We start from the raw sequence: 26,102 nt of genomic DNA on the forward strand, positions 1-26,102 counted from the left end.
ATCACAAAGAGGAATCGTTTTGCCGCCTAACGAACAAGCGCTTTTCGTTTGCAAAGATCTATCTTATTCTATCGGAAAAAAAAGAATTCTCAAAGAGGTTTCGTTTTCTCTTTTTCGAGGGGAAATCGCTCTTCTGAAAGGAGATAACGGTGCCGGAAAAACCACTCTTCTCAGAGCGATACTCAATCACGTTCGCCACAAAGATTGTTTTTCTTTCTTCGATTTAAATTCTAAAGCTCCTCAAATTTCTTATCTAGGACACGAACTTGGACTTTATACTTCTCTCAGCCTTCAGGAGAATCTTCACTACTTTCTTTCCATTACTAAAATTAAATATTCAAAAGAAAAAGTGGAAACACTTCTCAGAGCCTTCCAACTCTGGACAAGAAGATTAGATCCAATTTTTACTTTTTCAAGAGGAATGAAACAAAAAGCGGCTTTAGTTCGTGCACTTTTAACCGGAGGAGATTTGATTCTTTTGGACGAACCTTTTACTGCTCTGGATCGATCTGGACTAGAAACTGCGATTCGTCTTTTAAACGAATATTCGCAAAAATCCGCGGTTCTTATGGTAACTCATGATCTTGGAATTTCTTTCGGACGACGTACTATTTCTTTAACTTTAAAGGAGGGAAAACTTGAAACTTCTATTCTCTCTTCTCCATAAGGAATTTCTGTTATTAGGAAAAGCGATCAACGGAATTCTTTCCGTCTTAGTTTTGATCACTTCAATCGTATTCATTTTTAATTATGCGTTAGAACAAACTGGTAGATTGGATCGTCAAACCTTGATCGGAATCAAATGGTCGGTTTTGTTTCTTACGTCATACGTATTTATCGGTCAATCCGCTTGGGAAGAAAGGGAAAGTGGAGGAGGTAGGATCAGTTCTCTTTTTCTTCCGGTTTGGATGCGTTTTCTTTCTAAGTCTCTGGTTGTGTTTGTCGGGCTTGCCATCGCAGCGATCTACTTAATGATTTTATTATCCGTTTTTTTTCAGGCCTTCCCCTTAGGTTGGAAAGATTTATTTGTAAACTTGATTTTTTTATTACCTGGAGTTCTTTGTATTTCTTTTTTAGGAGTTGCGCTCAGTCATATCAGCGATTCTTCCAGATTGAAGGAAATTTTACTTCCACTTCTTATGATTCCATTTACAATTCCGATTTTACTTTTTGGAATGGAAGCAGAAAGAAAATTGGAAAGACTTCCTGTTTTTGACCCAGTTCCAGGTCTCTCCATCTTACTTTCGTTTTGCGCTTTTTACGCAGGAATTGGAATTCTACTTTTGGAACTTTCCGGAGACGAACCCTGAACGATCCAAGAATCTTTCTTGATTCCACCGACATTCCTACAAATACTTTATTTCGTATGAAAATCAAAATTGCTCATCCCTTTTGGGATTGGGTTTTATCCGCAGTTTTTTTAATTGGTTTTCCAATTGTAGTTTTATTCTCACTCAATTATCCGAATGTAATTTTACAACAAGGAACCGCTCACCGGATCTTTTACTTTCACGTTCCGGTCGCATGGGTTGCTCTTTATGGTCCTATTTTTTCACTGATTTTTGCGGTTCTTTATCTGATTCGTAAAGAATCTAAATGGGATTTACTTTCTCTTTCCGCAAACCAAATCGCTCTATTATTTGCAGTAGGAGTTATTTTTTCGGGTAGGATTTGGGCCGCAAGTGCCTGGGGAGTTCCTTGGGACAAAACGGATGCTCGTCTTCAGTCGTTTACAGTTTTATTTATTAGTTTAATTGCATATTTTGTTTTTAGAATATTGATTACGGACGCTTCCAAAAAAAAGGTCTTTTCGGCTTTTTTAAGTATTTTGTGTGCGGTAAACGCGGTGATCACCTGGGGGGCAATCCGTTGGATAGACAATCCTGGAAACCATCCAGAATCAATTATGGGTAAGGGTGGAATGGATTCTGACATTCGTCTGAGTTTTTGGCTGGGAGTTTTTGCGTATCACGTTTTATTTTTAGTTTTATTTCGTTTTGTTTATCGTTTGTCTAAGATCGAAGATCTGAGAGAAAATCTACCGGAAAGGGAAGCGTAAAAAATCTTGTCCTCAACTCCGAATTACAGTAATTATACGGTCTTAGCGGTAGACGATTCCGAAATCAATTTGAAGTTGATTGTTCATACTCTCCAACCTTTTGGTTTTCAGATTTTTACCGCAGAATCCGCGGCGGATGCGCGTAACGTTCTTCTTACCAATCGTGTAGACGTTCTTTTATTGGACGTAAGTATGCCCGATCAGGATGGTTTTTCGTTTTGTAAAGAATTGAGAGAAATAGAAAGATTTAAACTTCTTCCCATTCTATTTATTACGGGAATCAACCGTGAAGTTGGTTTTGACGAAGCAATTTCTCACGGAGGTGATGATTTTATTCAGAAACCGTTTCAACCCAAAGAATTGATCGCAAAGATACGGGCTTTTATTCGGATTAAAATTCTTCAGGACGAACTTTTAGAACAGAAAAAAAATTACGAAAGAGAATTGATCATGGCCAGAAAGGTTCAACAGGAACTTCTTCCTGAAAAAGAACTGGAATGGAACGGAGTCAGTTTAAGTACGATCTTTCAACCTCTGATGCAGATCGGAGGAGATTATACGGACGCTTGGATCGAAGACGATTCTCTTCATATCTTTATCGCGGATTGTTCTGGTCATGGTCCTTCTGCGGCTTTACTTGCTGCAATGCTTAAGATGCAGGTTTCTAGTCTTTCCCCGGATCAAAGTTTGCAAGAAAAGGTTCGGACCCTTCGCCATAATTTAGAAAAAATTCTTCCGGATGAATTTTCAATTACGTTCTTTTATGGAATTTTGCATAAGGATTTGAGTTTCGAATATTCGAACGGCGGCCATCCTTCTCCGATGCTCTATCAAAATGGAAATATTTCAATTCTTCCTGGAATGGGCCCTTTGATCATTCCGATTGAAATTAACGTTAAGGAAGAATTTAAATCCGTTCAACTCGAGAAAGGTTCTTATATGTTACTTTATACCGATGGCGCGACTGAAATCAGCGATAAGAGTATGAACATTCTTGGAGAAGATAAACTAATGAAAATATTTCAAGAATCCGTTTCTACGGGTGGAGATATTTTAGTTTCTATGATGGAATCGATTCTTGCACATTCAGACAGAGGTACGAATGACGACGATATTGCTATGATGGTGTTAAAGTTATGAATCCTTCTTACAAAGGGAAGGTCAGAGACATTTACGATTTAGGAGATAAATTAATTCTTTCTTCTTCGGATCGTATTTCTGCGTTTGATGTCGTATTTCCGCAATTGGTTCCGGACAAAGGAAAGGTTCTAAATCGAATTTCCGTTTCCTGGTTTGAATTTTTTAAAGACATTCCCAATCATATTTTAGAAACGGATGTAAAACATTTTCCAGCTCCGTTTCAAAATCATCCTGATTTAGAAGGCAGATCGGTTCTTGTAAAGAAGTGTAAACGGATCGACTACGAGTGCGTTGTGCGCGGTTATATTTTCGGTTCTGGCTGGAAAGAATATAAAAATGCGGAAACTCTTGCGGGAATCAAACTTCCGTCCGGTCTTAAAGAATCCCAAAAACTTCCAGAACCTGTTTTTACTCCCGCGATTAAAAATGATCAAGGACACGATGAGAATATTTCGGAAAAAGAAATGGAGAATCGAATTGGTAAAGAACTGTTCGATATACTGAAAGAAAAATCGATTTCCATTTTCTTACGCGCTTCTGAAGTGGTAGATAAGGCGGGAATCATTCTTTGTGATACCAAATTCGAGTTTGGAATTTTGGACGATCAAGTGATTTTAATCGACGAACTTTTGACTCCGGATTCTTCCAGATATTGGTCTGAGGATACATATTCCGTTGGAATTTCTCCTCCTAGTTTGGATAAACAGATTCTTAGAAATTATCTGGAAAATACAAACTGGAACAAAATGCCGCCCGCGCCCGATCTCCCGGCGGAACTTATCCAAGAGTTGAGAGAAAAATACCAAAAGATAGAGGATCTCATTCTTTCATGTACATCGCAAAAATCCAAGTAGTTCTCAAAGAATCCGTTTTAGATCCGCAAGGAAGTACGGTTAAAAAAGTTCTTTCCGAGGTTGGAGAAAAATCGGTCCAAGACGTGAGAGTAGGTAAATACATAGAACTCAAAATAGACGCTCCAAGCGAAGAGGCCGCTAGAAAGGACGTAGAAAGACTTTGTGATAAGATTTTAGTCAATCATGTTATAGAAACATATTCTGCGAATATTCAAAAAATATGAAAGTAGCTGTGATCACTTTTCCGGGTTCTAATTGTGATTCGGATATTTATCGGGTTTTAAAAGATCAATACAACGCCGATGTGGACCGGGTTTGGCATCGGGACGGGTTAGATAAAAAATACGAACTTGTAATATTGCCCGGTGGTTTTTCTTACGGAGATTATTTACGTTCTGGTGCAATGGCCGGTTTTTCTCCGGTGATGAAATCAGTTAAGGAACACGTGGATAAGGGTGGAAAACTTTTTGGGATTTGTAACGGGTTTCAGATTTTGACCGAAGCGGAATATCTTCCAGGTGCACTTACGAGAAATAAAACGCTCAAATATATCTGTAAAACTGTGACTTTAAAAAAAGGTTCTGCTGGAAATCCTGTGACCGCTTCTATGGACGTTCGTAAAGAATTAAAAATTCCGATCGCTCACGCGGATGGTTGTTATTATGCGACTTTGGATGTTCTCAAACAACTTCAGGATGAAGATAGAATTTTATTTCGTTATTCCGGTGAGAATCCGAATGGTTCTTTAGATTCTATCGCTGGGATTACTTCTAAAAATTTTAAAATCGCGGGAATGATGCCTCATCCGGAAAGAGCGATGAATCCGGTTACAGGTGAAATGGATGGTAAAGTAGTTCTGGATTTGATCTTAGGAGCTTGAAGTCTTTTTTGTAAAAGGCGATTCTATTTATTTTTCGAAAATTAAGAACTTGTCTCAAAACCTTAAAGAACTTTACGAGATCATTCTTTGAAATTTTTAATAAAATGTAGTAGCTCCTACAAATTAAGTCGCATTTGTTAATTTGTGAACTTTCAAGCAGTTCTAATCTCGTTCAATTTTCGTAATAGTTCCCACAAATTAAGTCTTCTCTGGTTTATTCTGAGATTTTGAATCATCCGTAAAAAATTAAATTTTTGCGGTAGTTCCCACATTTTCAAAAAGATCTCATTCTAACTTGGGTCCTGCAATGTGCTGAGTTCAGGAGGTTTTTTATTCGCCAAGATTTTTTTACACTGAATTTGCGTTATTTTAACGAACATGAGTTTGGCTTCTGAAAAAGTTGGACCTAAACCTTGTAGATCGATTTCTAAAATGTGGGAACTACTGCAAATCGCGATTGTACAAACAAATTCTAAAATTGTGGGGACACAACTTTTAGAAAAATCTTTCCAATTTTCTGAGACGGAACTTACGACATTTGAGTTTATTGATTCTTTCTTTAAGATTTTGAGGCAAGTTTCTCGGGATTATAATAATCAATGTTCTAAGTTATAAACTAAGTGGATAGGGGAGGCTTATTAAAATATTCTAAAACGATAAAAAGCGGAAACGTTTATAAAGGGTGTCAGCTTGAATCGAATTTTTCTGATCGCGTTTTTAATCCTCAACTCACTTTTGATTCTATCTTGCAAAGACGAAAAAAAAGAAATTGTCCATAAAGAAGATCAAACAAAAAAAGTAGAAGCGATTTCCTATCCTTTTCCTTCGGATAATGCTCCTACTCCGGAGAGAATTCTACTCGGAAAAACACTGTTTTTCGATCCGATCGTATCTGGTTCTAATTGGGTCAGTTGTGCTTCTTGTCATAATCCCGGGCTTGCTTGGACGGATGGGCTTAAAACGGCAGTCGGACATAATATGAAGATTTTAGGAAAAAATACTCCTACAATTCTCAATGGCGCCTATGGAAATAAAATGTTTTGGGATGGAAGGGCAGATAGTTTGGAAGAACAGGCTTTGGGTCCGATCACTTCTCCAGATGAAATGAGCCAGAATATGGAAGAGCTTATATTAGAATTAAAGAATATTTCAGGATATAGAAATCTATTTTCCAAAGCGTACCCAAACGAGGAAATTAGCGCGGCGACGATTGGAAAGGCGATTGCGAGTTTTGAAAGAACGATCCTTTCAACGGAGTCGGCCTTTGATCGTTGGAAAAAAGGGAATAAAGCTGCGATTTCCGAATCGGCGCAAAGAGGTTTTACCATATTTAACGGAAAAGCAAATTGTTCTTCTTGCCATCAAGGAGAACAATTTTCAGATAACGGATTTCATAATATAGGTTTAAAAAATGCGATTAAAGAAGTCGGAAGATTTAAAATCGTGTCGGTAAAATCTATGAAAGGTGCTTTTAAAACTCCGGGGCTGAGAGACGTTGCCTTAACTGGACCATATATGCACGACGGAAGTTACACAACGTTGGAGGAAGTGGTTGAACACTATGATCGAGGTGGAGACGAAAAAAATAATTTGGATCCAAATATGCTCTCACTTAAACTTACGGATCAAGAAAAAACGGATCTTGTAGAGTTTATGAAATCTCTAAGCGGTAAAAGGGCTTTGATTACGGTTCCGGAACTTCCGAGATGATATATTATTAATTAATAAATTAGGAGTATTGAATGTTTATTCGATTTTTAGTGGTTTTTATTTCTTTGGTTTTTTGGAGCGGAAATATTTCGGCTGCAGAACACGAGGTTGGTCAAAAAAATAAAGGTTTTACTGTAGAATCTTTAAAAATCAAGGTCGGAGATGTGGTAAGTTTTCCAAATTACGATACTTTTTATCATAACGTGTATTCTTTGTCGCCTACGAAAATTTTCGATTTAGGTTCTTATTCTCAGGGCAAAACACAAAAAGTAAAGTTCGAAAAACCGGGTAAAATCACGGTTCAATGTGCGATACATCCAGAAATGAAAATGACTATAGACGTACAATGATGAAAGAATATTCTAAATTTATAATTCTTTTTCTTTCTTCGGGGTTTTTGTTTTCTGTGGCGGCTCTTGATACTATGGAGAAATCAGCGGTTCGGGGGAGTATCGTGTTTAGAACTTACTGCGTTCTTTGTCACGGAGAGGCAGCCGACGGAAAAGGACGATTGGCAACTGGGAAGGTGCCTCCTCCTGCAAATCTTACGATTACTAAACTGACCGATGCACAAAAAGAGGAAATCATTAAAAAAGGCGGGGGTGGTGTAAACCGTTCTCCGTTTATGCCTCCCTGGAAGGAGGAATTATCCGAAGAGCAGATTAAGGACGTGATTTCCTATATCAATTTTCTTTCGAAATCGAAATGATCGGAAAAAATTCCGCAACTTTTAGACAGTGAATTTACTCGGCAATATCAGGATTAAAACAAGGTTACGTCTCAGTTTTGGCGCTATCATAGGAGTTTTTATTCTTTCTTCGGCTTTGATCGTTTACAATACTTTCGTGTATCGTAAAACGATTCGATCGATGATAGAAAATTCTCAGCCTAAGTTCCAACTGATGAATCTGACTTTGGAAAAGTTGATTCTTGCGGAACTGACGATTTCGTCCAAAGTATCCACGATTGACGCTCTTCTTTCCGAAGAGGAATACGAAAAGGTTAAAACTCTTTTAGAAGAGATAAAGAAGAGTAACGTTACGTTTCGGGAATTTCCTTTGGAAGAAAACGAACTTGAAAACCTAAAAATTCTCGAAGACGGTGTTAAAAATTTTGCTCAATACGCGGAAACGATTCATATATTAGGTAAAGATAATAGAAGACAAGAAGCTCAAATTCTTTATGTTCGTGGGGTGAATCCTCTAAGTGCTTCTCTAAGAAAAACGGTCAAAACTTTGATTGAGTTTGAAGCGTCCAATTCCCGCAAAAACGAAGACACGGCAGAATCTCAACTTACCTTTTCCTTGTATATGATCTGCGTTCTTTCTCTTCTTTCTTTGGTGGCGGGTATTTTATTTTCCAGATCTATCATACGATCCGTGATGTTTCCTTTAAGAAAGGCGATTCATTTTGCGTCCGAAATTCAAAACGGAAATTTGAACAATCGGATTCAGATTGATCGTTTTGATGAGATGGGAGAACTTTTGGAATTTTTAAAGAAAATGGAAGTTTCACTTCGTGAGATCATTGTAGAAGCAAGGATTTCGGTCGAAAACTCGGAAAAAGCCAGTAAAGAATTTTATAAGGTTTCGAAAGAATTTATTTCCACCTCGGAAACTCAGGCAAACGATTCTCAAAAAGTGGCTGATCATATAGATCGTTTGAGTACTTTAGTAGAAGCGAATACTTCCGTCATTCTTACTTCTGCGGAACATCTTAGAAATTTAGAAAAGGAAATTCAAAAAAATCTTTCTTCATTAATTAACGTTACGAACTCTTTGGACTCTTTGGCTTTGCAGGCAAAAGAATCTTCCGAGACCGCACTCAAAGGACAAGAAAAAGTAGACGGAATTCAAAAATCGTTTTTAGAAGTAAAAAGAACGGTTCAAAAAATCAATGAATCTCTTGTTAAGATCGGAGATATTTCTACTCGTACAAATATGCTTGCTCTTAACGCCGCGATCGAAGCGGCAAGAGCTGGAGATCATGGAAGAGGTTTTTCGGTTGTCGCGGATGAAATTTCACAACTGGCTGAACATACGATGAAAAATACAAGAGAGATAACGGATTTGATTGAATTTACAAGATCCAGTATCGAATCCGGAGACGGAGAAATGAATCAGTTCTCCGATTTTTTCACGATCATCCAAGAAAACGCGTCTAACATGGCTCGTTTTAGTATGCATTTATTGGAAGATATGAGAACTCAAGAAACTGGTTTAAATCTTTGTTCTCGCCAGATGTACGAGGTCGCTTCGAATATTACGGATTTAGAACATTCTTCTTTGGAAAATAAAAGTGCATACAGTTCTATCAAACAATCGATTCAGGATCTTTCCCAGGGAGCGAACTTGATTTCTGCCGGTTCTCAAGAGATCAGTTCTGGCGCAAAACGGATCGATGAACAATCCGGTAAAGTAAAACGTTTGATGGAAAAATTTTCGATTTAAAATTTATTATTAATAAGTGTTTTTATTTCTTTAACGTAAGTTTGATGTAAGAGAATTTTGGCGAATAAAAACTCGATGCTACTCTCTACCATAACCTTACCCACAGTTGAAGAAGATTTTAGAATCAATGCATATTTTTCAAGTGTTCCGACAAGAATGAGTCTTTTACTTGCAAAAAGTATGTTTTTCTGATAGAGAAAAGTCTCTCAAACCTTTCCACCTCCCACCTGAATTGCGACCCAAAATTAGGGAAAACTCAGCACAACGCTCTCTATATGGATCGCGTTGCAGGGTAAGTTTTATAGAGGATTTGTCATAATTCCGACAGATTTATATTGAGATTCAAATATTTGTGGGTAAGGTTATGACTCTCTATGGATCGCAGCATAATAAAGTTGTTAAAAAATTTCTTTAGATCAACAAAACTGCTTTAATCTACCGTTGTCATGAAACAGAAACTGATTGAGAATTAATTTTTCAACAACTATAGTATTCAGTTCGAATTATAATTTCTAAATTTAAGTTATTTAGAATATAATAATTTTATGTTTTTTGTAATTTAAATCTTATTGGCGATTCTCTTGTTTTTGGGGATGTGGAAATTTGTTATTTAACGTGAGCTCGACGTAAGAAAACCTGGGCGAATCCGTCTGCCACAGTCGGACCGGGCTCTCAGCTCTGATCAATAAATTGTATATAGGAACGTTATACAACTTATAGTCGTAGATTTCAATTTAGAACGCGATCTGTCGAGCGACTCATAGGGAGCGTGCATTGAGTTTCCAGAAGCGAGATGCTGAGTTCGAGAGAGCGTTCTGCTGAGTTTCCCCGCATCGATCCCTTTCGCGTTATACCGAACTCACGTTAATAATGAGACGTAATTTGTGGGAACTATCACAAATCACGATTTTACGAACAAATCTAATGTAGGAACTCATACTTTTAGAAAATTCTTTTTATTTTCTTTCGCTTAACTTACGCTAATTGTAATTTATCTTTGAACAAAATGGAAGATTGAATGAAAATCTTTTAAAAAGAATATAATACACAAGCAGGATTACCGACTGCGTTTGAATAGGAAGTTACTGTTTTTTTAAGTCCCGGGTCCATAACTTCGTAGGTAATAAATTCGTCCGTTGATCCATATAACTTTTCTTGATAAGCGATTACAATCTTACCTGCGCCAACATCAAAAGTTCCATCGATTCCGTCTAACGCAAATGGGAATGGAATTAAAACCCAATTGGCTCCTCCGTTCACGGTTTTATAAAGTTTATAAGATTGATAAGGCCCATAAAAAGTATATCCGAGTGTAGGGCTTAAAAATTTTATCTTTTGAAAAGCTCCGCCCGTTAAATTATTTGGAACAGTAGTCCAAACGTTTCCACCATCTACGGTGTGCACAAGAGAACTGGAATTTATCCAACCGTTTAATGAATCTAAAAAATGAAATTTACTGTTGTAACTAACTGAGGGGCCGGTAGAATGAAAAGAATTTCCAGCATCACCGGAATGATAAATAACTGAATTAGAATAAGTTGGTCCATAAGTGATATATAAAATTTCTTGTATAGAGTTATATAACAAATCCAGCATTCTAAGTTCTTGAGGTAGTGTAGAACGTTCCCAAGACTCTCCTCCGTTTACAGTACGATCTAAAAAAGGAGCGTTGTTAAAATTTGTGCCGATTCTAATTCCGTTTTGACTGTCTAAAAAACGAATCCAATGATAACTGCCCATATTTTGAGGCCCTAAATCGAAAATTCCTAGAGTAGTTGATTCGTATTTCATCGGAGTCCAATTTTGACCCCAATTTAAAGTTTTATAATTTACTTTATTATGATTTACTGCATAAATTTCCGATTCCGATTTTATAAAATAATGGAAGTTATATTGGCCGGAAACGACGTAAGTAGGAGTTCGGTTAGAAAAATTTTTTCCGTCTTCGCTCCATACAAGAGTTACGTCCGATTTAGAGCTCGATTCATAAAATTCTTGACTTTGATAAAGGGCCATAATGGAACCAGAAGGAAAAATTTTTATTTCGTTTGCAGTGATTGGGTTAGACGGAGCATCTGCTGGGGACATACACCAAGCCATCATGAAATAGTCTGTTGAGCTTATTTTATTTTCTTTTTCGCAACTAAAGAAAAATAGGGTTAATAGAATAGTGTATTTTAATTTCATTCGATTTACAAGGTTAGATCCTTTTTCTTCTTTAAAGCCATTATAAAATGATATACTTGGAATTTCGCTTATTAAATTTTAAACATGATGGATTTTAAATTATTCACTGTCGTTTTATCGAAATTAAATCCCAGAAGAAAAATAGATAATTTTTTTTAATGGGTTGCGAATTGACTTCTTTGATTTATAGAAAAATTCATTGCCTTTATTTTATAAGAATTGTTAGAGCGGTTTTTAACGTTTTGTAAGTTTAATCAACACCTTTAAATTAAAATTTAAACCGAAAATAAGAATACAAACTTAAAAATTCAGAGAATAAAAATTACAGATTTTTTTCATAAAATAAAGAAGTTAAATTCAATCATTGATACGGAAATATATTTTATGATTCTTTTTAAGAAACGATTTCAGAGGCCTCTAAGAATTTTTATTTGGACTGGGATGTTCATTCCGGTAATTTGTATGAACAAAGTTTTTTATAAAAAAATCAACTTAGAAGAAATGATTCTAGCTTCTTCTCACATACTTTTAGTTCGTGCGTCTAACCCTTTGCATTCGGATCGAAACATTAAGATCAATACAACACTTTTAAAGAAACTCGGAATTAAAACCAAACTTAAAAATAAAGTCCCCGATTTTAGAATTGGAATCCAACACTTCAAAGTGATAGAAGTTTACAAAGGAAACCTAGAAGAAGACGAAATCAAAGTTTTTCCCGTAAATTTTGAAAGCAATTTATATATTCACATCCTTTATTATGGAATCGGATATTCCAAATCTCCTATTTATCACATTTATAAATCTTCTCAAATTGGAGAAGCAGATTTAGAAAATCAATATTTTATACTATTCTTAAATAAAATGACTCACTTTCAGGAATTTAGATGGAGCGTCCTGGGGGCAATGGAGTCCGTAAATTATAAAGAAGAGATTTTAAATTTGATTCGAAAATAGAATTAGTAATCTATAATATAGACAAAATGGAGGTTTTTCCGGGTTTGAAAAACGTGGGTTCGATGTAAGATTTGCATTTACCACAAACAAGAAAACCAACTCATTAAAGTGAAAAGAAAAGTATGTAAGAATGTTCACAAAGACACGATTCAAGTTTCGTGTTGAACGAGCAATTCGAAGGATTTAATGAAGGAACAGCAGATCAAATACACGAGAACAGATCAAGAAATTCATCCAAATGTTAAAATCGGAAGGAAATGAATTACGAAGTAGGAGTTCCATATTTTACTTTTAAACTCGGGCGTGTATGAGGTTGAACGAATTTTATATTCGAATCATTCAAAAAAGGTTTTTAAAATCGGACTTGCTTTCAGAGGCACAGTCGATTTCATTCTCTGAAAAACAATTCAGGGAGATTGGAATGAATCCTGCAATTATAGCGTTATTAGGTTTTATATTTTGGACTCTTTTCTTAGGGCTTGGGGTAGTAAGTATTCGATCTTTTAAGGTGCTCACCGGTTCAAATAAATCAAACGAGTTCCCCGCTGGAATTAAACACGGGAGCGAATTTTATTGGAGACTCAACCGGGCTCATATCAATTGTATCGAGAATCTTCCTGTTTTCGGAATTTTAGTTTTGATCGGAGTTTTTGCAGGAGTTTTAGACGATCGTTTTGAACTTGTAACTCAGATCATTTTAGGTGCGAGAATTTTTCAGACTCTTTCTCATCTAAGTTCTGGTTCCGTACTTGCGGTTAATGCGCGTTTTACTGGCTTTATAATTCAATACGGATGTTTTTTATATCTTCTCTGGCATATTTTGTATAGTACTCAAATCATCTAAATTGTTTCAAGAGACAGAAGTTTTTCGATTTCTTCTTTTGAAATAAGGATTCAAAGGATGACTTTAGGATAATCTCTTTAGATTTGTTGTTAAGTTTATAGAAAAGAAAATCTACTTGACCGAACGCATTTTTTCAAAAGGATTCTTTATTTACTCGAGCCTTTGCCCGTCTGATTCTTTATGTTTTCCAAGTTCGATTTTCTTCGTAAAAATTTATCCAGCATGGCTGAACTATGTCTTGAACAAGTACTTCTGTTAGACGACGCTTTGGAAAAAGACGACGGAGAACTTGCAAGAAAGCTAATTGACCGGGATGATCTAATTGATAATCTCGAAAAACAGAACGACAATCTTTCTCAGAACGCTATTTTAGAAGCCGTAGCCAATCGTAATTCCATGGGAATGGATCAGGTAGATGGAGAAGTGGTTTTAAAAAGAGATCCTCTTCGATTTGCGCTCTCCGCGATTCGAATCACTAGAAACTTAGAGAGAATGGGAGATCAGATCGTAAATTGTGCAAAATGTTTTCGAAGAGGTTTGATTCCGAAAAGATTTTTCTGTGACGAAGAAATTCTCAACAGATTATTATCTAGGGTGATCACGATTGTAGGTATGGCCGTTGAATCTTTGGTAGAGGAAAAAAGTAGATTTTACGGAAGTGTTCACACGGTAGAAGAAGAGATCAATAATTTATGTCAATCCGCTTTTTTAAAGTTTGTTATGGATTCTAGGTTGGATAAAAATCAATTTGCAGACGTGTATAGATTGATTCTTTGTTTGGAAAGAACCGCCGACTACGCCGTAAACATAGCGGAAGAATTGGTTCGTTTAAATACCGGAATGGATATTAGGCACGTTTCTGATCCAGTTCAGGCAATTGCAAAAACTGCAAGTTGATTGATCTACATCAATCTCAATTTTTAGAATATTCTGGAAATATAATTTAATCAAACTCAAAATATAAACTGATAGGCAAACGAAAGCGAAATCAATTATGCTGTTTAACTCACTCTCATCAAAAAAGAATTTGGTTCAAGTATGAAAAAACACTTCATTCTTTCGGAAAACGGTTCCGAAACCTTTTGGCAAATCGAACTCTCCGGTTATTCTTTAATTCTTTCCTTTGGCAAAACTGGTTCCTCTGGAAAACGTAAAATTCTCAATTTTGAAAATAGAGAACAGTGCCTTAAGGAATTTCAAAAATTAGAAAATGAAAGATTGAAGTTAGGTTTTCAGGAATTAGATCATATTCCTTTATTAAAACCTTTAACTGGAAACCCGGATTATAAAGAAACTTGGAAAAAAATTATAGAATCTTCTGATCAAAAACAAGCTTTGAGAGATCACTTTCGATTTTTGATCGAGACGGAAGCGTGTAAATCCCTTTGGGAAAAAATTTTAGACCATATTACGGAAGTTAAAATAGATGAAAAAGATAGATTTGTAATTACACTTCCTTGGTCTTATGACGACGAAACTCCAGTTCGCCTTTGTTGGAGTCCTCCTTATCTAGGTAAGATTCATTCTTCCGTTCCAGGTTCTATGGCTCGTTTTGTTTCTATATTCAATGGAATAGAAGTTTTTCACGACGATGACGACATGCCTACGTTTGTTATCCAAGGTGTACGTTCTGACAATCCGGATAAACCAGCGCACGTAGAAGACGACTACGGTTGGGAAGACGGAATTTTAGAAGAAGGGGATAGTTGGTGGATTACACCTTTGGAACTTGTAGAAAAAAGTTTAGAAGATGTTCAATCCTTGGGTTCTTATGATGGATGTCAAAATTGGTTCGTATATCATCCATTTATCAAAAACAAATATGGAGAACCTGCAATTTCCAATGTGGATCATGGAAGTTGCGAACTCGAATCACCTACCGTTCGTTACGGACTCGGAGGAGTTTTACTTCGAGAAATCTGTAGTTGGGTCCGTGATATTCATTCTGACACGGACGATGAACTATCGTTAGACGGTTCGCCCGTAGTCACCAGAGCCTTTCAGGAATTTATGGCTAAAAAGGCGGTTGAGATTTCGGAGAATCAACCAGAAGTCGCCAAACGTTTGTTAGAGTATAACTGGCATTCTTTAGCACATTATATACATAAGAAAATTCTAAATTGGGTTCGTAAACTTTCGCAGGAAGGCGTGGTCGATCAAAACATTCTCGTCATCGATTCTTATTGGGATGACGCGGGAGAAGTGGTCTTCCTCGGTTTCGACTGGCACGCGGGCAGCGATTACGAAGATGCGATCTCGGATGGAGCAAATGAAATAGAATACATTCTGGATTTTACTTCGTTTTACAAATCCGTATTGGGAAAAAACCAAAACGAAAAATTAAACGGCGACGAAGTTACAGAAATTTTAGAAGACGATTACTCGATCATTCGGGATATTCTTGCTTGTCTTTCGATTGAAAACTTGATCTCGTTTGCAAACGGAGAGGACTTCAAAAAACTTCCTTTGGACGAAGACGGATTTTATATCGCATATTCTCATTATCACGACGAAGAAGCCGAAGTCGCTTATCATTCTTCCCAAGGGATTAAAAAAGAATTTTTTAAAAGTTATTTTCCGAAAGACGGAGCCTCCAAGAAGAAGGAGATTTCCGAAAAGGAACAGGAAGCCATTGACGATATTGTAGGCGACGTGGTGGATGATTATCCTTGGGTTTGGAAAAATACAATCGAAAAAAGTATTGATCGTCTTGCGGAAAATTTTCAAGAAAACAAAGAACGTTATCAAAGAGAATTCAACAAACTTTTAGAGTACAAAGACAAAGTTGGAGAGGAAGAAAAAATAACGTTAGTCAATCTTGGAATGCAAATGAGTTCTGCGGCACTCAATCGATTCTTAAGAGAAAATAAACCAGACGTTGCGGAATGGGTTCTTCATTGTTATAAAGACATTTATCGTTCGTTGGGAATCGGTCGAAATTCCACTCTCAAAGGAAATGAAACCGGAAATTCGTATAACACTGCTGAATATTTTGCGGGTGACATCATTGTATTTATCGCTAAATACGGCGGAAGTCAATATCTGAATTTACTTGAAGATCTTTTGCCTGCTGACATTCAAGATGTTAGACTTGCGTTCAATCTTGCTTGTTTAAATTCTTTAGAAAAAAATAAACCGAACTTACTGCGTTATACGAAACTGGCGTTGAGTTTAGGAAAACCTAAAAAGGATTTTGAAGACAGCGATTTTGATAACTTTAAAGACGATCCTGAATTTCATTCTTTGGTTTCATTACATTGAAATTTTAAAGTTTTTGAGGTGAGTTTCTGTTTTATAGGTAAAAAACTTATAAAATGATTTTTTAATTGGAAAATGTTAGATTCGCCAAACGGCGATTGTGCGGAAATTTCGAAAGAATTTGAGTGAAAAAACTCAGTAAACGCTCTCTATGGATCGCGTTTGAAACTCAATAAAACGCTCTCTATGGATCGCGTTTGAAACTCAATAAAACGCTCTCTATGGATCGCGTTTGAAACTCAATAAAACGCTCTCTATGGATCGCGTTTTAGGTCGCAAGTCATTTTAGCTATGAAATTTACGAGTGCAACGACACCCTAGTAAATACGTTTTCGTTGGTTTGTTTCGGAGTATAATTCATCTTGGAAATTATATCTAATTTTTCTTTTATTAAAAATATTAAAAAAACAATATATTCTAAAGAAACTATAACTCTGCTTTTTAAGAATGAAAATATAGGTGTAGTATTAGAAGGAGAGCAGATCGAAGCCCAATTTAAATGTCTCGATGGATTTTTACTGATTACTTCTTATGATTATTACGATGGTACGGATTATTGGTATTATTTTCTGAATACTGATTTAAAAATTAAGGATATGATATTTGATCCTTATGTTTCATTTTTATATATGGAAAAGACCCATATTGTAAATTCGCAAATACTTCAACTCAGTTTTTTAAAACCGGATGAAACTTGGCATTTAGTAATTTATCCAAAACCTTTTTGGGATTTTTCTCTTTCTGTCGTTTTAAAAAGACCCTTTCGTTTTGTTTTCAAAAAACGAATTCTATCTTTGTCTAAATTGGAGCCGTCGAACTAAGAAAAGGATATTGATTCTAATTTTTTCTTTTATGAATGTGGGAACTACCGTAACTTAAATTTTACTACTCATCTCTATAAAATTGAGTTGTTGAAAAATGGATTCTCCATCTATTTCTGTTTGATGAAAGCGGTCAATTCAAGCAGTTTTGTTAATTTGGACTATGAAATTTTTCAACAACTTTAATGTTGTGATCAAGTGTCGGTTAACGTATTTTTGGTAGAATCCAATGCGAAAGCGATTGAGGCGGGATCAACAAATTGAATTCAGGATAAAATTTTGTTTTCAATCGAACCCTCAATTTGTTGATCGGAGCTGAAAGCGCGGTCCGGCAGCGCCGGATTCGCCCCGGTTTTCTTTCGTTGAATTTTACGCTATTGAAGTGTAAAATATTAGGTATTTATTATATAGTTCCGAATAAGAACTTACCACTACTATAACTTGTCGAACAACTCTACATAACACTAACGCCGCTTATTCCTTCGGGTTCACTACGATCGGAAGATTATCCCTACCTTGTGGAACGAAGATCAGTTTAGAATTTGGACTTTCAAACGATTTATATTGAAGATACTTAGTGGTCAACTTATCTGTGATAATCGATTGAGACTTTGCCTGTGCCTCAGCTCGGATCAACTGAGCTTCTGCGTCTGCCTTCGCCTTTTTTTTGGCAATTTCTATATTCTTTTCTGCGATTTCCAGTTCGTATTTTTGTTGTTCAAGTTCTTGTTGTTTTGTCAACTTCGCTTCAATTGCGTGCAGCATATTCGGAGAATATTCTACATCGTCTAAAATCACGTCGAACACTTCTATATGTTTTCCCTTTGTTCTTTCTATAACTGCGGATTTAATGTCCTTCGCTAAAACAGCGCTATTCTTAGAAATTTGGATCATCTGATGATGAGAAACTACGTTTCTAATGGAAGCCCTAAACTCCGGTTGCACAATACTTCTATAATATTCCGGACCAACTTCTATATGAAGCTGATATACTTCGTCTCGAATTGGTTTCATAATAATTACAGCTTGAACGTCTATTTTTAAATCGTCATTGGTAAGTACATCCACTTTTTCCTTATAAGCGTTCCATTGTGTGGAATAGGTATAAATATCGTTCCAAGGATATAACCAATAGAATCCGCTTAGCACAGGTTCTTTGTGCAAACCTATATCAGAAAGTCCAAAAGGTTTCCAAAAGAGTCCAATTTCTCCGGCTTTTACTGTAGAACCACAATACAAAGTAGGTAATAACGTTAAAACGAACCAAAATTTTTTTCCATTCATAGTTTTTCTTTTCCTTAGCCATTTTTGGGGCGAATTAATTGTGTCTTGATTGTACGGTTTTTATCAACCCACATTTAAAATCTAAAAATTATATTTTATCTAAAATCTGACTCTCTATTTTAAAACTTTTCTTATATCAAATCGCTATAAATTTTTTTTTATTCCGTTTTTAGACTTTCTTATGCTGATTAATGTATAGAGTTTTTGAAAAATTCTATAGTTCAGATTAACAAAACTACTTCAATCGAACGTTTCTATAAAACAGATGGAGAATTCATTTTTTAACAACTCTAATTTCTATTTTAGCGCAAAGTTCTTTGAATGAAAATATTCAATTTTTATAATTTTATTTTAAGTTTGTGGACAAGCTAATTTTCTCCGTCAAACTCAATTGTAAAACGTTTGATCAGTTTTGGATCTACGTATTTCATACTAGCGTAAAAATCTCTTTTGTGTCCTGATGGAAATCCTTGGACCGCAAAACGACAAGTTTCTAAAAGAATATCTTCTCTATCATAAAAATTCATTGTAAAAAAGGCTTCTACATGATCTTTTCCGGATAAGTTTTCAATTTGTCCGTTAATTTCAAGATAGGTAAATTGATCTTGTAATCCTACGTTATAATATTTGTAATTTCCATCGACTGTCATTACTCCGTTTGATTTACTCCAATTTGAAATAGGAATCAAAAGAAAGAAAAATAAAATAAACAGATGGAACGTAGAAAACTGGAATTGTTTTAGGTTTAGATAAGAACCTGTCGCAAAAAAACTCAATGCCATAACTCCTTTACGGAAGTCACGACGGATACAAATCCTGTCGAGCGCCCATAGAAGTGAGAGTTTTGATTTTTCTGATAAAGTATAATTAGGTTTTGGAATGTGTTGTAAGTTTTTTTACTTTTGCAAAATAGGTTTTTAGATTTGTCAGCCATATTTAATCCGTTTTAGAAGCGTATCATTGTATTCAAAAAACGGAAATCTTTTTATGACTAGTATCAAAAATTAACTGTCAGTTTTACAAAAATACAGAAGTTCTCAAAAAATTGCATCTAACCTGGAATTATTGGCTTTTTGGAAGTAGGTTTCACAGTTTAAGTTTCAAAACAAACTCAATATAGAATTATTTTCGAACGTCCCTTTATAACCTATAAAAATCTTTATAAAATAGGAGTTGTTGAAAAATTAATTCTTCATCAGTTTTCGTTTCATGGAAACGGTCGATTGAAGTAGTTTTGTATGAAATTTTTCAACAACTCTAATGAATTTTATTGATTGTGATCATCGATTTAAAATGGCATTGCGCATCTGCCGCTTGGGCACTGATTTACAGATGTGCTGGTTGGATATTCTCCAGAACCTCTTCTATCTTCTCCTTCTCCAGTGCAATTTCTGTTAGAAATCATGGAATCAAACATATTCATTGTGAGATTACCCAGTGATTGTACCGATATAAATCTTGTAAGTGTGTCTGATCCTTCCAGATGTGCAACTACTTGGGACAAGTCTGTGGTGGGCGTTAAAGATCTTCTGAATTCTTCTAATGTCCACAAACGTGTGTTAGTTGGAATTACTACTAATCCTTGAGAAATTCTAAGAATTGGAACTGCATGTCCTACTATAGTTCCATCAGGACGCTGTCTATCCATTACTCCCCACCAGATGCTTCCAGGAGGGGAATTGATAAGTGAACTAATGTGGGCAAGAATCTCGGCCCGATTCGTGAATTCAGTAGAAACAGACCAAAAATACTGAGGCAACAAATTATCAATGGATGCAAATGATAGAAAACTTAGCGTGGAATAGAGAGGATAAGGGGCATACTTTTTAGGTACATCTTCTAATAGTCTTTCCAAATGCGGATAACGTTGTCTAAACGAAATAAAAGGATCTGTATTAGGGGCTGTATCAAAGAAATAACCTCCACTCTGAAGAGGTTCTTGAGAATGATATTCTTGAAGTTCTGCCAACATCTGAAGGCTATGAAGAGCACAAGGACCACATATTCCACTTACTCGAGTCTCAGATTCAGCGGAAACTGAAGTAGCTATTGCATAAAGTCTTCGAATCCAATCCTCGGTTAACTGAAAGTCAGAAGGTAAGGTTCTTTTTACTCTTTTATGGGCGAGGCTTTCTTTTTTACCAGCTGGGCAATACTGTCCTGTTTTTCCAAGATTAGAAGCTGTATAACGTGTCCAATCCAGTAAATCTTTATCAACAACAAACAAAGAAGTAGGACTATTGGTAGTATCTTTTTCTAAATAAGAAGGTTTGACTGCATAAGCAACTCCCCAATTGGATCCGTATCTGGTAACTCTGAGTGCATTGCCTTTGTAGTCTGTGATCATCCCTCCTTTATCCGTTTCAAAAAATACATTCCAAAAAGCTGGATTATCCTTACTGATCGCTGCGTCACTACACAATGCCCACTTCACCCAATTCCAATCCGATTTTCCCACTTGAGAATACATACAATAGAGAGAGCCACTTACTGGATCATACTGAGCAAGATGTCCACTTTCAGGATTGTAATAGAGAGGAGTAGTGTTTTTATCCGAACCTCCCCAACGAACAAAGTAACGTTCATTTCCTTGAGTAGTTTGCAAATCCCAAGCAATGGAAGTTTGAATACTGATGTTTCCAGGAGTGGCTATTGTTTTAATCCAATCATTCATAGAAGAATCTAATGTATGATTATATTTATCTCCAGAGTTTCTAGAGATATAACCATACCAATTTGTATCTTTTAAACGGTAACGTCCATCTGCGGTCCAAAAAGAATTCTCTTTTACGATCCATCTTTGCAGAGGATCATTGATTGTACAAGGTCTGAGGTTTACATAGTTCCAGTTTTCTTCCCCTCTAATTACTTTTTCTGGAGCAGTAATACATAACCAAGTGTCTTCAATATAATAAGAAATTCTCTGAAACACATCGTATCTTGCATTCATAACGTGTCGTTCTCAGCATTGTTCAATTACAATGTAACTTTCACCTCCGCTAAAAATGGGACCGTAACAAAATTCCCCTCCATCATGAACAAGGATCTTGATCGGTTTATCTTTTGGTTTATCGGTAGGTTTTTGAATGATCGAATAATTAACCTTCGATGATGAAGCATGTACAAATGTATAATTTATACCGTATTCTAAAATAGTTCCAACCGAGACTAAAAAAATTATAATTAACACTTTCCAATTGCGCATTTTCAATTTTCCCTCTCTTTCATAAAATTGAATTATAGATCAATATTTTCTAGAAATAAAAATTATACATATCATAATGTTATAATATTATTTTAATAAGGAAAATCTCTGAAAATATGAATTCTATATTTTAGAATTTTATTTTTATATTGTCTCTCTATAGTTTGTGAAGCTTATGTTTTCAGTCTTTTGTTAAAATAGAGTTGTTGAAAAATTAATTCTCTATCTGTTCCTGTTTTATTAAAACAGTTTTGTTAATCTGAACTATGGAATTTTTCAACAACTCCAATATTCTAATGAATAAAAATGATAATTGGTTTATTTTGGGCTTAAATTTGAATTATAATTAAATTCTTAATCCGTATTTTTTAAAGTTTTTGAGGTCGATTTAGTTTTGTTATTCGAACGTATGAAAATAGTACCAAGATTAATGGTCGATTTTGCAAAAATGTAGAAGTTTTTAAAAATTGTGTTTTATCCAGATCGTTCATTTTTTTGAAAAGATTCTACATTTTAAGTTTTTAAACAAACTTAATATAGTTTTATTTTCATCTGTCTGATTGGTAAAAAATATATGTGAAAACTGAATTTTCTGCGATTGTAAGATTTATTCTTTGGTTCTTATTTATATTAGAATTGTTGAAAAATTCCATAGTGTGATCAACAAAATTGCTTCAATTGACCGTTTTTATAAAACAGAAATTGATGAAGAGTTAATTTTTTAATAACTCTATTGATCGCAAAATTAAACTATTGAAATTAATTCCATTGGAATAGTTTAATAATTTTATATAATGATCAAAAGATTCTTTTGGGATGGAAATGTTGTTCTCCTTGCTTATGAGTGATGCTATAAGATTATATAATAAAATATTACTCTTTAAATTGTAAAGTTCTTCAGAAACGTTTATGTCTGGATATGTGATGTAACCTTTGGCGTTTCCGGTCCTAATCGAATCGGGATGTGTAGGTTCAAATAAATATCTTTGATTAGGGTTTTCGGAAATTAAATAAGAGCCATCTTCTTGTAATTGTATAGTTCTTTTTTTATAGGATATTGTATTTACATTTAAAAGATTTTTATAATTTTGTTCTATGCGTACCATCTGAATTATTAAAAAATATTCTAATTTATGAATATTATAGATATTGTTTGTGAAAAGTATTGCAGAATTTGTGCCAGAGAATTGAACATTGGATTTACTTAGAAAATCTTCTACAAAAGGTTTTTGAGCTCGATCAACAAGAATTCTTATATTTTGAGGGCGGATGCTACAATTAAAAACAAATATAGATATTAGAGTTGTTGAAAAATTAATTCTCAATCAGTTTCTGTTTCATGGAAACGGTAAATTAAAGCAGTTTTTTGATCTGAATTATGGAATTTTTCAACAACTCTATTAATAATATTATGAATTTCTCAAATAATCGGGAATTGGTATATAATAAATTTCTCATAATCTTATTTTGCGAACTAGTTAGTTGTTTTCCGGAACCTCGTCCAGATAACTTTTTAATTCTTCCTTAAGTCCGGGTGGAAGTTGAAGTCCGGAACTTTCAATTCTTTCATTATACTTACTGAATGAAAATCTATGCCTAGAAGTTTTTAAATAATCTTCTAAAGCTTCCGAGCCCCAGTCTAAAATTTCTTGTATAAATTCTTCGTTCTCTTCTAACTTTTCGCAGTAAGGAATAAACAAAGGACGATTTACTGGTCTTCCGATGGTTCTATAAAACATAAGTCGTTTCAGAAGATCGCTGTTTTTCAAATTCTCTTTTTGTTCCATGGCTTTTTCCACCATTCTTAGATTGATACAATCTAAAAACTCTACTTGTAAATTTTCGTCGTTTAAACGTTTACGAAGAGAGGTTTTAATTTCTTCTGTTTCAAAAAGAAAATTGGGACAGTATTCTGGACATTCTACATCTTTATGAAGATCGCAAAAATGGAGAAGAATACAATCTATGTCGGACGCGGTTTCTACAATTCCAAAGTTGATCGAACCTAAGATTTCTACTCCAGTATGAAATCCTTTTTCACCTAACTCCTTTAAGACGATTCGAAAGGCCTGCATTCTTTTCAGAGCTTCCTTGGTATCGTAGTTCCGATATTTGTTTTTTAAAGCAATGTATTTTTCTATGAGTTTTGTCATCCGGTAATGTTCCTGAGATACAGGTTCATTCCCTTAAGTACGACGTCTGGAATTTCATGTCCACCCTGAAAAGCGATCATTTCTCCTTTCCATCCAGCTTCAATTAAAAGTTGTTCTAACTTTTTAGAAGCCGGATAACCTAACACCGGATCCATTCTACCGTGACTTTGAAAAAAACGATAATCCTTCTTTTTTTCTGCGAGTCTCTTCCAGTCCGTTTCACTGATGAGAGTTCCAGATAAAATCATAAGACCTGCTGGAGCAATTTCGGAATGAAGAGTTATATCAGTCGCAAGCATCGCACCTTGGCTAAAACCTCCCAAGATGATCTTGTTCATAGGAACCCCTAACGTACGAATCATCTCCATTGCTTTTTCTCTTGCGCTTTCCAAACCTGCTGGATAACGATCCGAAAAATCCCGATAACCTCCGGTCATCATTGCCTTTTGTAAAGCTTCCATGTCGATTGGAAACCAAGCCCTTCCGTTATAACCAGGCATTACTGGAATTTCCAAAACTCCATTTGGAAACAACCAATTGGTTCCATCTGGAAGATCTAAATACGCGCTAAGAGGAGAAAGGTCGTACGCATTTGCTCCGTAACCATGAAATAAAATTATAGTGTATGCTTCTGGATTTCCAGGGATATGAACCGCTTCGATCGGTCCTACCATTTCCAAAGGTCGGTTGTAAGAAGATTGCATGTTTAAATTCTCCAAAAACAAAATGAATGAATATTTATAGAAACGAATTTATATTTTTAATTTTAGAAGGTAAAGGAAATTCGAAAGAAAGTTTTTAACTTGGCAATTCTATTTCTCTTACGGAAATGGAAAGCCAATTAGAATCTCGATTTGAGGGAAATCATGTCTAAACAGTTCGAAGGAAAAGTAGCACTCGTTACCGGAGCGGCGTCTCCTCGCGGTCTCGGAAGAGCGATCGCAAATACAATCGCTAAAGAAGGAGGCGACATAGTACTAGTCGATCTCAACAAAGAACAGATAGAACAAGGGGCGGCTGAAGTAGCCAAAGAATTTGGAGTAAAAACTTTAGGACTTTCTTGTAATGTTACTAAATCGGAAGATTGTGATTCTGTAATTGCCGGAGTAAAAGAAAAATTTGGAAAACTAGACTTCCTCGTAAACAATGCTGGAGTCCTTAAAGATAATCTTTTTATACGTATGTCTGAACAAGAATTTGACTTCGTTTTAGGTGTAAACTTAAAAGGTGTCTTTTTGATGACTAAGTATGCTTCTAAACTTCTTCTCAAAGCTGAGTCTGGAAGAATCGTAAACATCTCTTCCGTTTCCGGTCTTACGGGACAGCCGGGACAAGCCAATTATTCTTCTTCGAAAGCGGGAGTGATCGCATTGACAAAAGTTGCTGCAAGAGAATTTGCAGGAAGAAACGTTCTAGTCAACGCGGTTTGTCCCGGTTACGTTCAAACTGATATGACTGCATCTTTGCCGGAAGAGGTTCAAAAGAAACTGACTGATCCTTCTGTCATTCCTCTTAGAAGACCTGGCACACAACAAGAGATTGCAAATGCCGTGAAGTTTTTCTTAAGTGATCAATCCAATTATATTACTGGAACTTATTTAAGAGTCGATGGTGGTGCCGCGATCGGTATGTAATTCTCACAAATTCTCGCGGAGAGGAGTTCGATTCTCCGCAAATTGAAACTTTTTGAATTTGTCTAAAGCGACCTCCGAAATTCAACGATCCGATTTTTTCATAACTCCCGGTTTTTAAAATATATTATATTTTTCTAAAATAGTATGAATGCAGGAACTGCTTCGTTTTAGTTTTTCCGAGCGCGGATTTAAGTTCGAACCGTTTGATTTTTATGATAAAATTATTCAGTTTTGGCACATGCCGCTTTCGTTTTCTTGCAAAATGATTGAGAGAACTCTTACAAATTTAGATTTCGTTGCAGACTGTGAGGTTTTCTGTGTAACGTGTTTGAAGCGAATGTTTGGTCGCCAAAATTATTTTCTAAAGTTTTGCTTAAAAATCTTTCCGAAAAGTGTGAGTTCCCACATTCAAGGCTAAATTTGAAATCTCGAATCTCTCCATTCAAAGAAATTAGTCCTAAAACCGTTCAATTCTGGGACTTTGTCCATTTTTTAAGAAAACTTCAATGTAGATCATTCACTTTAGTTTATATATCTTTTGGGGTTATTTCGAAAACGGAATGTAAATTGAAGGTCGATTTTCTATTTAAAACCTGGCACATCGTATGTTGGATTTTCGTAAACCCTAATGAAGAGAGGTTTATGAAATGAAAGAAAATTTGTGGATTC

At 35.4% G+C, this 26,102-nt stretch carries 23 protein-coding genes and 1 pseudogene; 17 read left to right on the forward strand and 7 right to left on the reverse strand.

The genetic code is table 11. The features are described from left to right. Window positions 1–19: 19 nt before the first annotated feature. The 11 genes from LEP1GSC059_RS15485 (at window position 20) to LEP1GSC059_RS15540 (ending at window position 9,093) form a co-directional block, all read left to right on the forward strand. Window positions 20–667: an ABC transporter ATP-binding protein gene (locus LEP1GSC059_RS15485; protein ID WP_017214076.1), complete on the forward strand. Its 648-nt coding sequence runs from the start codon at window positions 20–22 to the stop codon at window positions 665–667. Beyond that, complete coding sequence (locus tag LEP1GSC059_RS15490; RefSeq protein ID WP_004448508.1) at window positions 639–1,310, forward strand: heme exporter protein CcmB; 672 nt, start codon at window positions 639–641, stop codon at window positions 1,308–1,310. The genes LEP1GSC059_RS15485 and LEP1GSC059_RS15490 overlap by 29 nt, the downstream gene beginning before the upstream one ends. 56 nt (window positions 1,311–1,366) lie before the next feature. After that, window positions 1,367–2,059, forward strand: coding sequence for a cytochrome c biogenesis protein CcsA (gene ccsA / locus LEP1GSC059_RS15495; protein ID WP_002180389.1), 693 nt, complete (start codon window positions 1,367–1,369; stop codon window positions 2,057–2,059). A gap of 6 nt (window positions 2,060–2,065) precedes the next feature. Then, window positions 2,066–3,199, forward strand: a complete 1,134-nt coding sequence (locus tag LEP1GSC059_RS15500) for a PP2C family protein-serine/threonine phosphatase (protein ID WP_002180402.1) — start codon at window positions 2,066–2,068, stop codon at window positions 3,197–3,199. Next, the gene (locus LEP1GSC059_RS15505) at window positions 3,196–4,053 is read left to right on the forward strand and encodes a phosphoribosylaminoimidazolesuccinocarboxamide synthase (RefSeq protein WP_002180376.1); all 858 of its coding nucleotides are present in this window, start codon (window positions 3,196–3,198) and stop codon (window positions 4,051–4,053) included. The genes LEP1GSC059_RS15500 and LEP1GSC059_RS15505 overlap by 4 nt, the downstream gene beginning before the upstream one ends. Then, window positions 4,029–4,277: a phosphoribosylformylglycinamidine synthase subunit PurS gene (gene purS, locus LEP1GSC059_RS15510; protein ID WP_002152452.1), complete on the forward strand. Its 249-nt coding sequence runs from the start codon at window positions 4,029–4,031 to the stop codon at window positions 4,275–4,277. Before LEP1GSC059_RS15505 ends, purS begins: the two co-directional genes overlap by 25 nt. After that, window positions 4,274–4,933 (forward strand): phosphoribosylformylglycinamidine synthase subunit PurQ, encoded by a 660-nt coding sequence (purQ, locus tag LEP1GSC059_RS15515; protein WP_002180395.1) that lies wholly within the window; start codon window positions 4,274–4,276, stop codon window positions 4,931–4,933. Before purS ends, purQ begins: the two co-directional genes overlap by 4 nt. Before the next feature lie 690 nt (window positions 4,934–5,623). Then, entirely contained in the window at window positions 5,624–6,643 is a 1,020-nt protein-coding gene (locus tag LEP1GSC059_RS15525) for a cytochrome-c peroxidase (protein ID WP_017214079.1), read from the forward strand. A 32-nt stretch (window positions 6,644–6,675) separates the two neighbouring features. Further along, window positions 6,676–6,993, forward strand: a complete 318-nt coding sequence (locus tag LEP1GSC059_RS15530; protein ID WP_017214080.1) for a methylamine utilization protein — start codon at window positions 6,676–6,678, stop codon at window positions 6,991–6,993. Further along, entirely contained in the window at window positions 6,993–7,352 is a 360-nt protein-coding gene (locus LEP1GSC059_RS15535) for a c-type cytochrome (protein ID WP_017214081.1), read from the forward strand. Before LEP1GSC059_RS15530 ends, LEP1GSC059_RS15535 begins: the two co-directional genes overlap by 1 nt. Window positions 7,353–7,380: 28 nt before the next feature. After that, a complete protein-coding gene (locus tag LEP1GSC059_RS15540) occupies window positions 7,381–9,093 on the forward strand; it encodes a methyl-accepting chemotaxis protein (RefSeq protein WP_002180391.1) in 1,713 nt (570 codons plus the stop codon). 1,029 nt (window positions 9,094–10,122) lie between these two features. Here LEP1GSC059_RS15540 and LEP1GSC059_RS15545 read toward each other — a convergent pair. Next, a complete protein-coding gene (locus tag LEP1GSC059_RS15545) occupies window positions 10,123–11,196 on the reverse strand; it encodes a WD40/YVTN/BNR-like repeat-containing protein (RefSeq protein ID WP_020981022.1) in 1,074 nt (357 codons plus the stop codon). A gap of 468 nt (window positions 11,197–11,664) precedes the next feature. On the opposite strand from LEP1GSC059_RS15545, the gene LEP1GSC059_RS15550 reads away from it, so the two are divergent. The 5 genes from LEP1GSC059_RS15550 to LEP1GSC059_RS15570 all read left to right on the forward strand — a co-directional run bounded on the left by LEP1GSC059_RS15550 (window position 11,665) and on the right by LEP1GSC059_RS15570 (window position 17,157). Continuing rightward, on the forward strand, window positions 11,665–12,234 hold the full coding sequence (locus tag LEP1GSC059_RS15550) for a hypothetical protein (protein WP_017214084.1): 570 nt from the start codon (window positions 11,665–11,667) through the stop codon (window positions 12,232–12,234). Window positions 12,235–12,655: 421 nt separating this feature from the next. Next, window positions 12,656–13,078, forward strand: a complete 423-nt coding sequence (locus tag LEP1GSC059_RS15555; protein WP_036027249.1) for an MAPEG family protein — start codon at window positions 12,656–12,658, stop codon at window positions 13,076–13,078. 180 nt (window positions 13,079–13,258) lie between these two features. Continuing rightward, window positions 13,259–13,975, forward strand: a complete 717-nt coding sequence (locus tag LEP1GSC059_RS15560; protein WP_002154770.1) for a phosphate signaling complex PhoU family protein — start codon at window positions 13,259–13,261, stop codon at window positions 13,973–13,975. 141 nt (window positions 13,976–14,116) lie between these two features. Next, on the forward strand, window positions 14,117–16,339 hold the full coding sequence (locus LEP1GSC059_RS15565; RefSeq protein WP_020981005.1) for a WGR domain-containing protein: 2,223 nt from the start codon (window positions 14,117–14,119) through the stop codon (window positions 16,337–16,339). A 359-nt stretch (window positions 16,340–16,698) separates the two neighbouring features. Continuing rightward, window positions 16,699–17,157 carry a hypothetical protein gene (locus LEP1GSC059_RS15570; RefSeq protein ID WP_002180416.1) on the forward strand — a complete coding sequence of 153 codons (459 nt, stop codon included), beginning with the start codon at window positions 16,699–16,701 and terminating at the stop codon, window positions 17,155–17,157. Between the two features lie 474 nt (window positions 17,158–17,631). Here the strand turns inward: LEP1GSC059_RS15570 and LEP1GSC059_RS15575 are convergent, their stop codons facing one another. The 6 genes and pseudogenes from LEP1GSC059_RS15575 to LEP1GSC059_RS15600 form a co-directional block, all read right to left on the reverse strand. After that, window positions 17,632–18,441, reverse strand: a complete 810-nt coding sequence (locus tag LEP1GSC059_RS15575; protein ID WP_002180413.1) for a prohibitin family protein — start codon at window positions 18,439–18,441, stop codon at window positions 17,632–17,634. Between the two features lie 368 nt (window positions 18,442–18,809). Beyond that, complete coding sequence (locus LEP1GSC059_RS15580; protein WP_002180379.1) at window positions 18,810–19,217, reverse strand: FxLYD domain-containing protein; 408 nt, start codon at window positions 19,215–19,217, stop codon at window positions 18,810–18,812. Between the two features lie 512 nt (window positions 19,218–19,729). Further along, a pseudogene (locus LEP1GSC059_RS15585) lies at window positions 19,730–21,646 on the reverse strand (DUF1561 domain-containing protein). Window positions 21,647–22,359: 713 nt separating this feature from the next. Next, complete coding sequence (locus tag LEP1GSC059_RS15590) at window positions 22,360–22,971, reverse strand: flagellar basal body rod protein FlgC (RefSeq protein ID WP_017214090.1); 612 nt, start codon at window positions 22,969–22,971, stop codon at window positions 22,360–22,362. Window positions 22,972–23,124: 153 nt separating this feature from the next. Next, complete coding sequence (locus LEP1GSC059_RS15595; RefSeq protein ID WP_002152821.1) at window positions 23,125–23,799, reverse strand: hypothetical protein; 675 nt, start codon at window positions 23,797–23,799, stop codon at window positions 23,125–23,127. Then, a complete protein-coding gene (locus tag LEP1GSC059_RS15600; RefSeq protein WP_017214091.1) occupies window positions 23,796–24,503 on the reverse strand; it encodes an alpha/beta hydrolase in 708 nt (235 codons plus the stop codon). The genes LEP1GSC059_RS15595 and LEP1GSC059_RS15600 overlap by 4 nt, the downstream gene beginning before the upstream one ends. 162 nt (window positions 24,504–24,665) lie before the next feature. Between LEP1GSC059_RS15600 and LEP1GSC059_RS15605 the strand changes: the two genes are divergently transcribed. Continuing rightward, entirely contained in the window at window positions 24,666–25,433 is a 768-nt protein-coding gene (locus tag LEP1GSC059_RS15605; protein WP_017214092.1) for an SDR family oxidoreductase, read from the forward strand. The last annotated feature ends 669 nt before the right edge of the window (window positions 25,434–26,102 follow it).

It is taken from the genome of Leptospira noguchii serovar Panama str. CZ214, from assembly GCF_000306255.2.
GTDB classification, from domain to species: Bacteria; Spirochaetota; Leptospiria; order Leptospirales; family Leptospiraceae; genus Leptospira; species Leptospira noguchii.

What these genes read in the sequence shown, in the direction of transcription:
- ccsA (WP_002180389.1), top strand. Translation starts at nt 1,367, where the DNA reads ATGAAAATCAAAATTGCTCATCCCTTTTGGGATTGGGTTTTATCCGCA.
- LEP1GSC059_RS15505 (WP_002180376.1), top strand. Translation starts at nt 3,196, where the DNA reads ATGAATCCTTCTTACAAAGGGAAGGTCAGAGACATTTACGATTTAGGA.
- purS (WP_002152452.1), top strand. Translation starts at nt 4,029, where the DNA reads ATGTACATCGCAAAAATCCAAGTAGTTCTCAAAGAATCCGTTTTAGAT.
- purQ (WP_002180395.1), top strand. Translation starts at nt 4,274, where the DNA reads ATGAAAGTAGCTGTGATCACTTTTCCGGGTTCTAATTGTGATTCGGAT.
- LEP1GSC059_RS15530 (WP_017214080.1), top strand. Translation starts at nt 6,676, where the DNA reads ATGTTTATTCGATTTTTAGTGGTTTTTATTTCTTTGGTTTTTTGGAGC.
- LEP1GSC059_RS15535 (WP_017214081.1), top strand. Translation starts at nt 6,993, where the DNA reads ATGAAAGAATATTCTAAATTTATAATTCTTTTTCTTTCTTCGGGGTTT.
- LEP1GSC059_RS15545 (WP_020981022.1), bottom strand. Translation starts at nt 11,196, where the DNA reads ATGATGGCTTGGTGTATGTCCCCAGCAGATGCTCCGTCTAACCCAATC.
- LEP1GSC059_RS15550 (WP_017214084.1), top strand. Translation starts at nt 11,665, where the DNA reads ATGATTCTTTTTAAGAAACGATTTCAGAGGCCTCTAAGAATTTTTATT.
- LEP1GSC059_RS15555 (WP_036027249.1), top strand. Translation starts at nt 12,656, where the DNA reads ATGAATCCTGCAATTATAGCGTTATTAGGTTTTATATTTTGGACTCTT.
- LEP1GSC059_RS15560 (WP_002154770.1), top strand. Translation starts at nt 13,259, where the DNA reads ATGTTTTCCAAGTTCGATTTTCTTCGTAAAAATTTATCCAGCATGGCT.
- LEP1GSC059_RS15565 (WP_020981005.1), top strand. Translation starts at nt 14,117, where the DNA reads ATGAAAAAACACTTCATTCTTTCGGAAAACGGTTCCGAAACCTTTTGG.
- LEP1GSC059_RS15575 (WP_002180413.1), bottom strand. Translation starts at nt 18,441, where the DNA reads ATGAATGGAAAAAAATTTTGGTTCGTTTTAACGTTATTACCTACTTTG.
- LEP1GSC059_RS15595 (WP_002152821.1), bottom strand. Translation starts at nt 23,799, where the DNA reads ATGACAAAACTCATAGAAAAATACATTGCTTTAAAAAACAAATATCGG.
- LEP1GSC059_RS15600 (WP_017214091.1), bottom strand. Translation starts at nt 24,503, where the DNA reads ATGCAATCTTCTTACAACCGACCTTTGGAAATGGTAGGACCGATCGAA.
- LEP1GSC059_RS15605 (WP_017214092.1), top strand. Translation starts at nt 24,666, where the DNA reads ATGTCTAAACAGTTCGAAGGAAAAGTAGCACTCGTTACCGGAGCGGCG.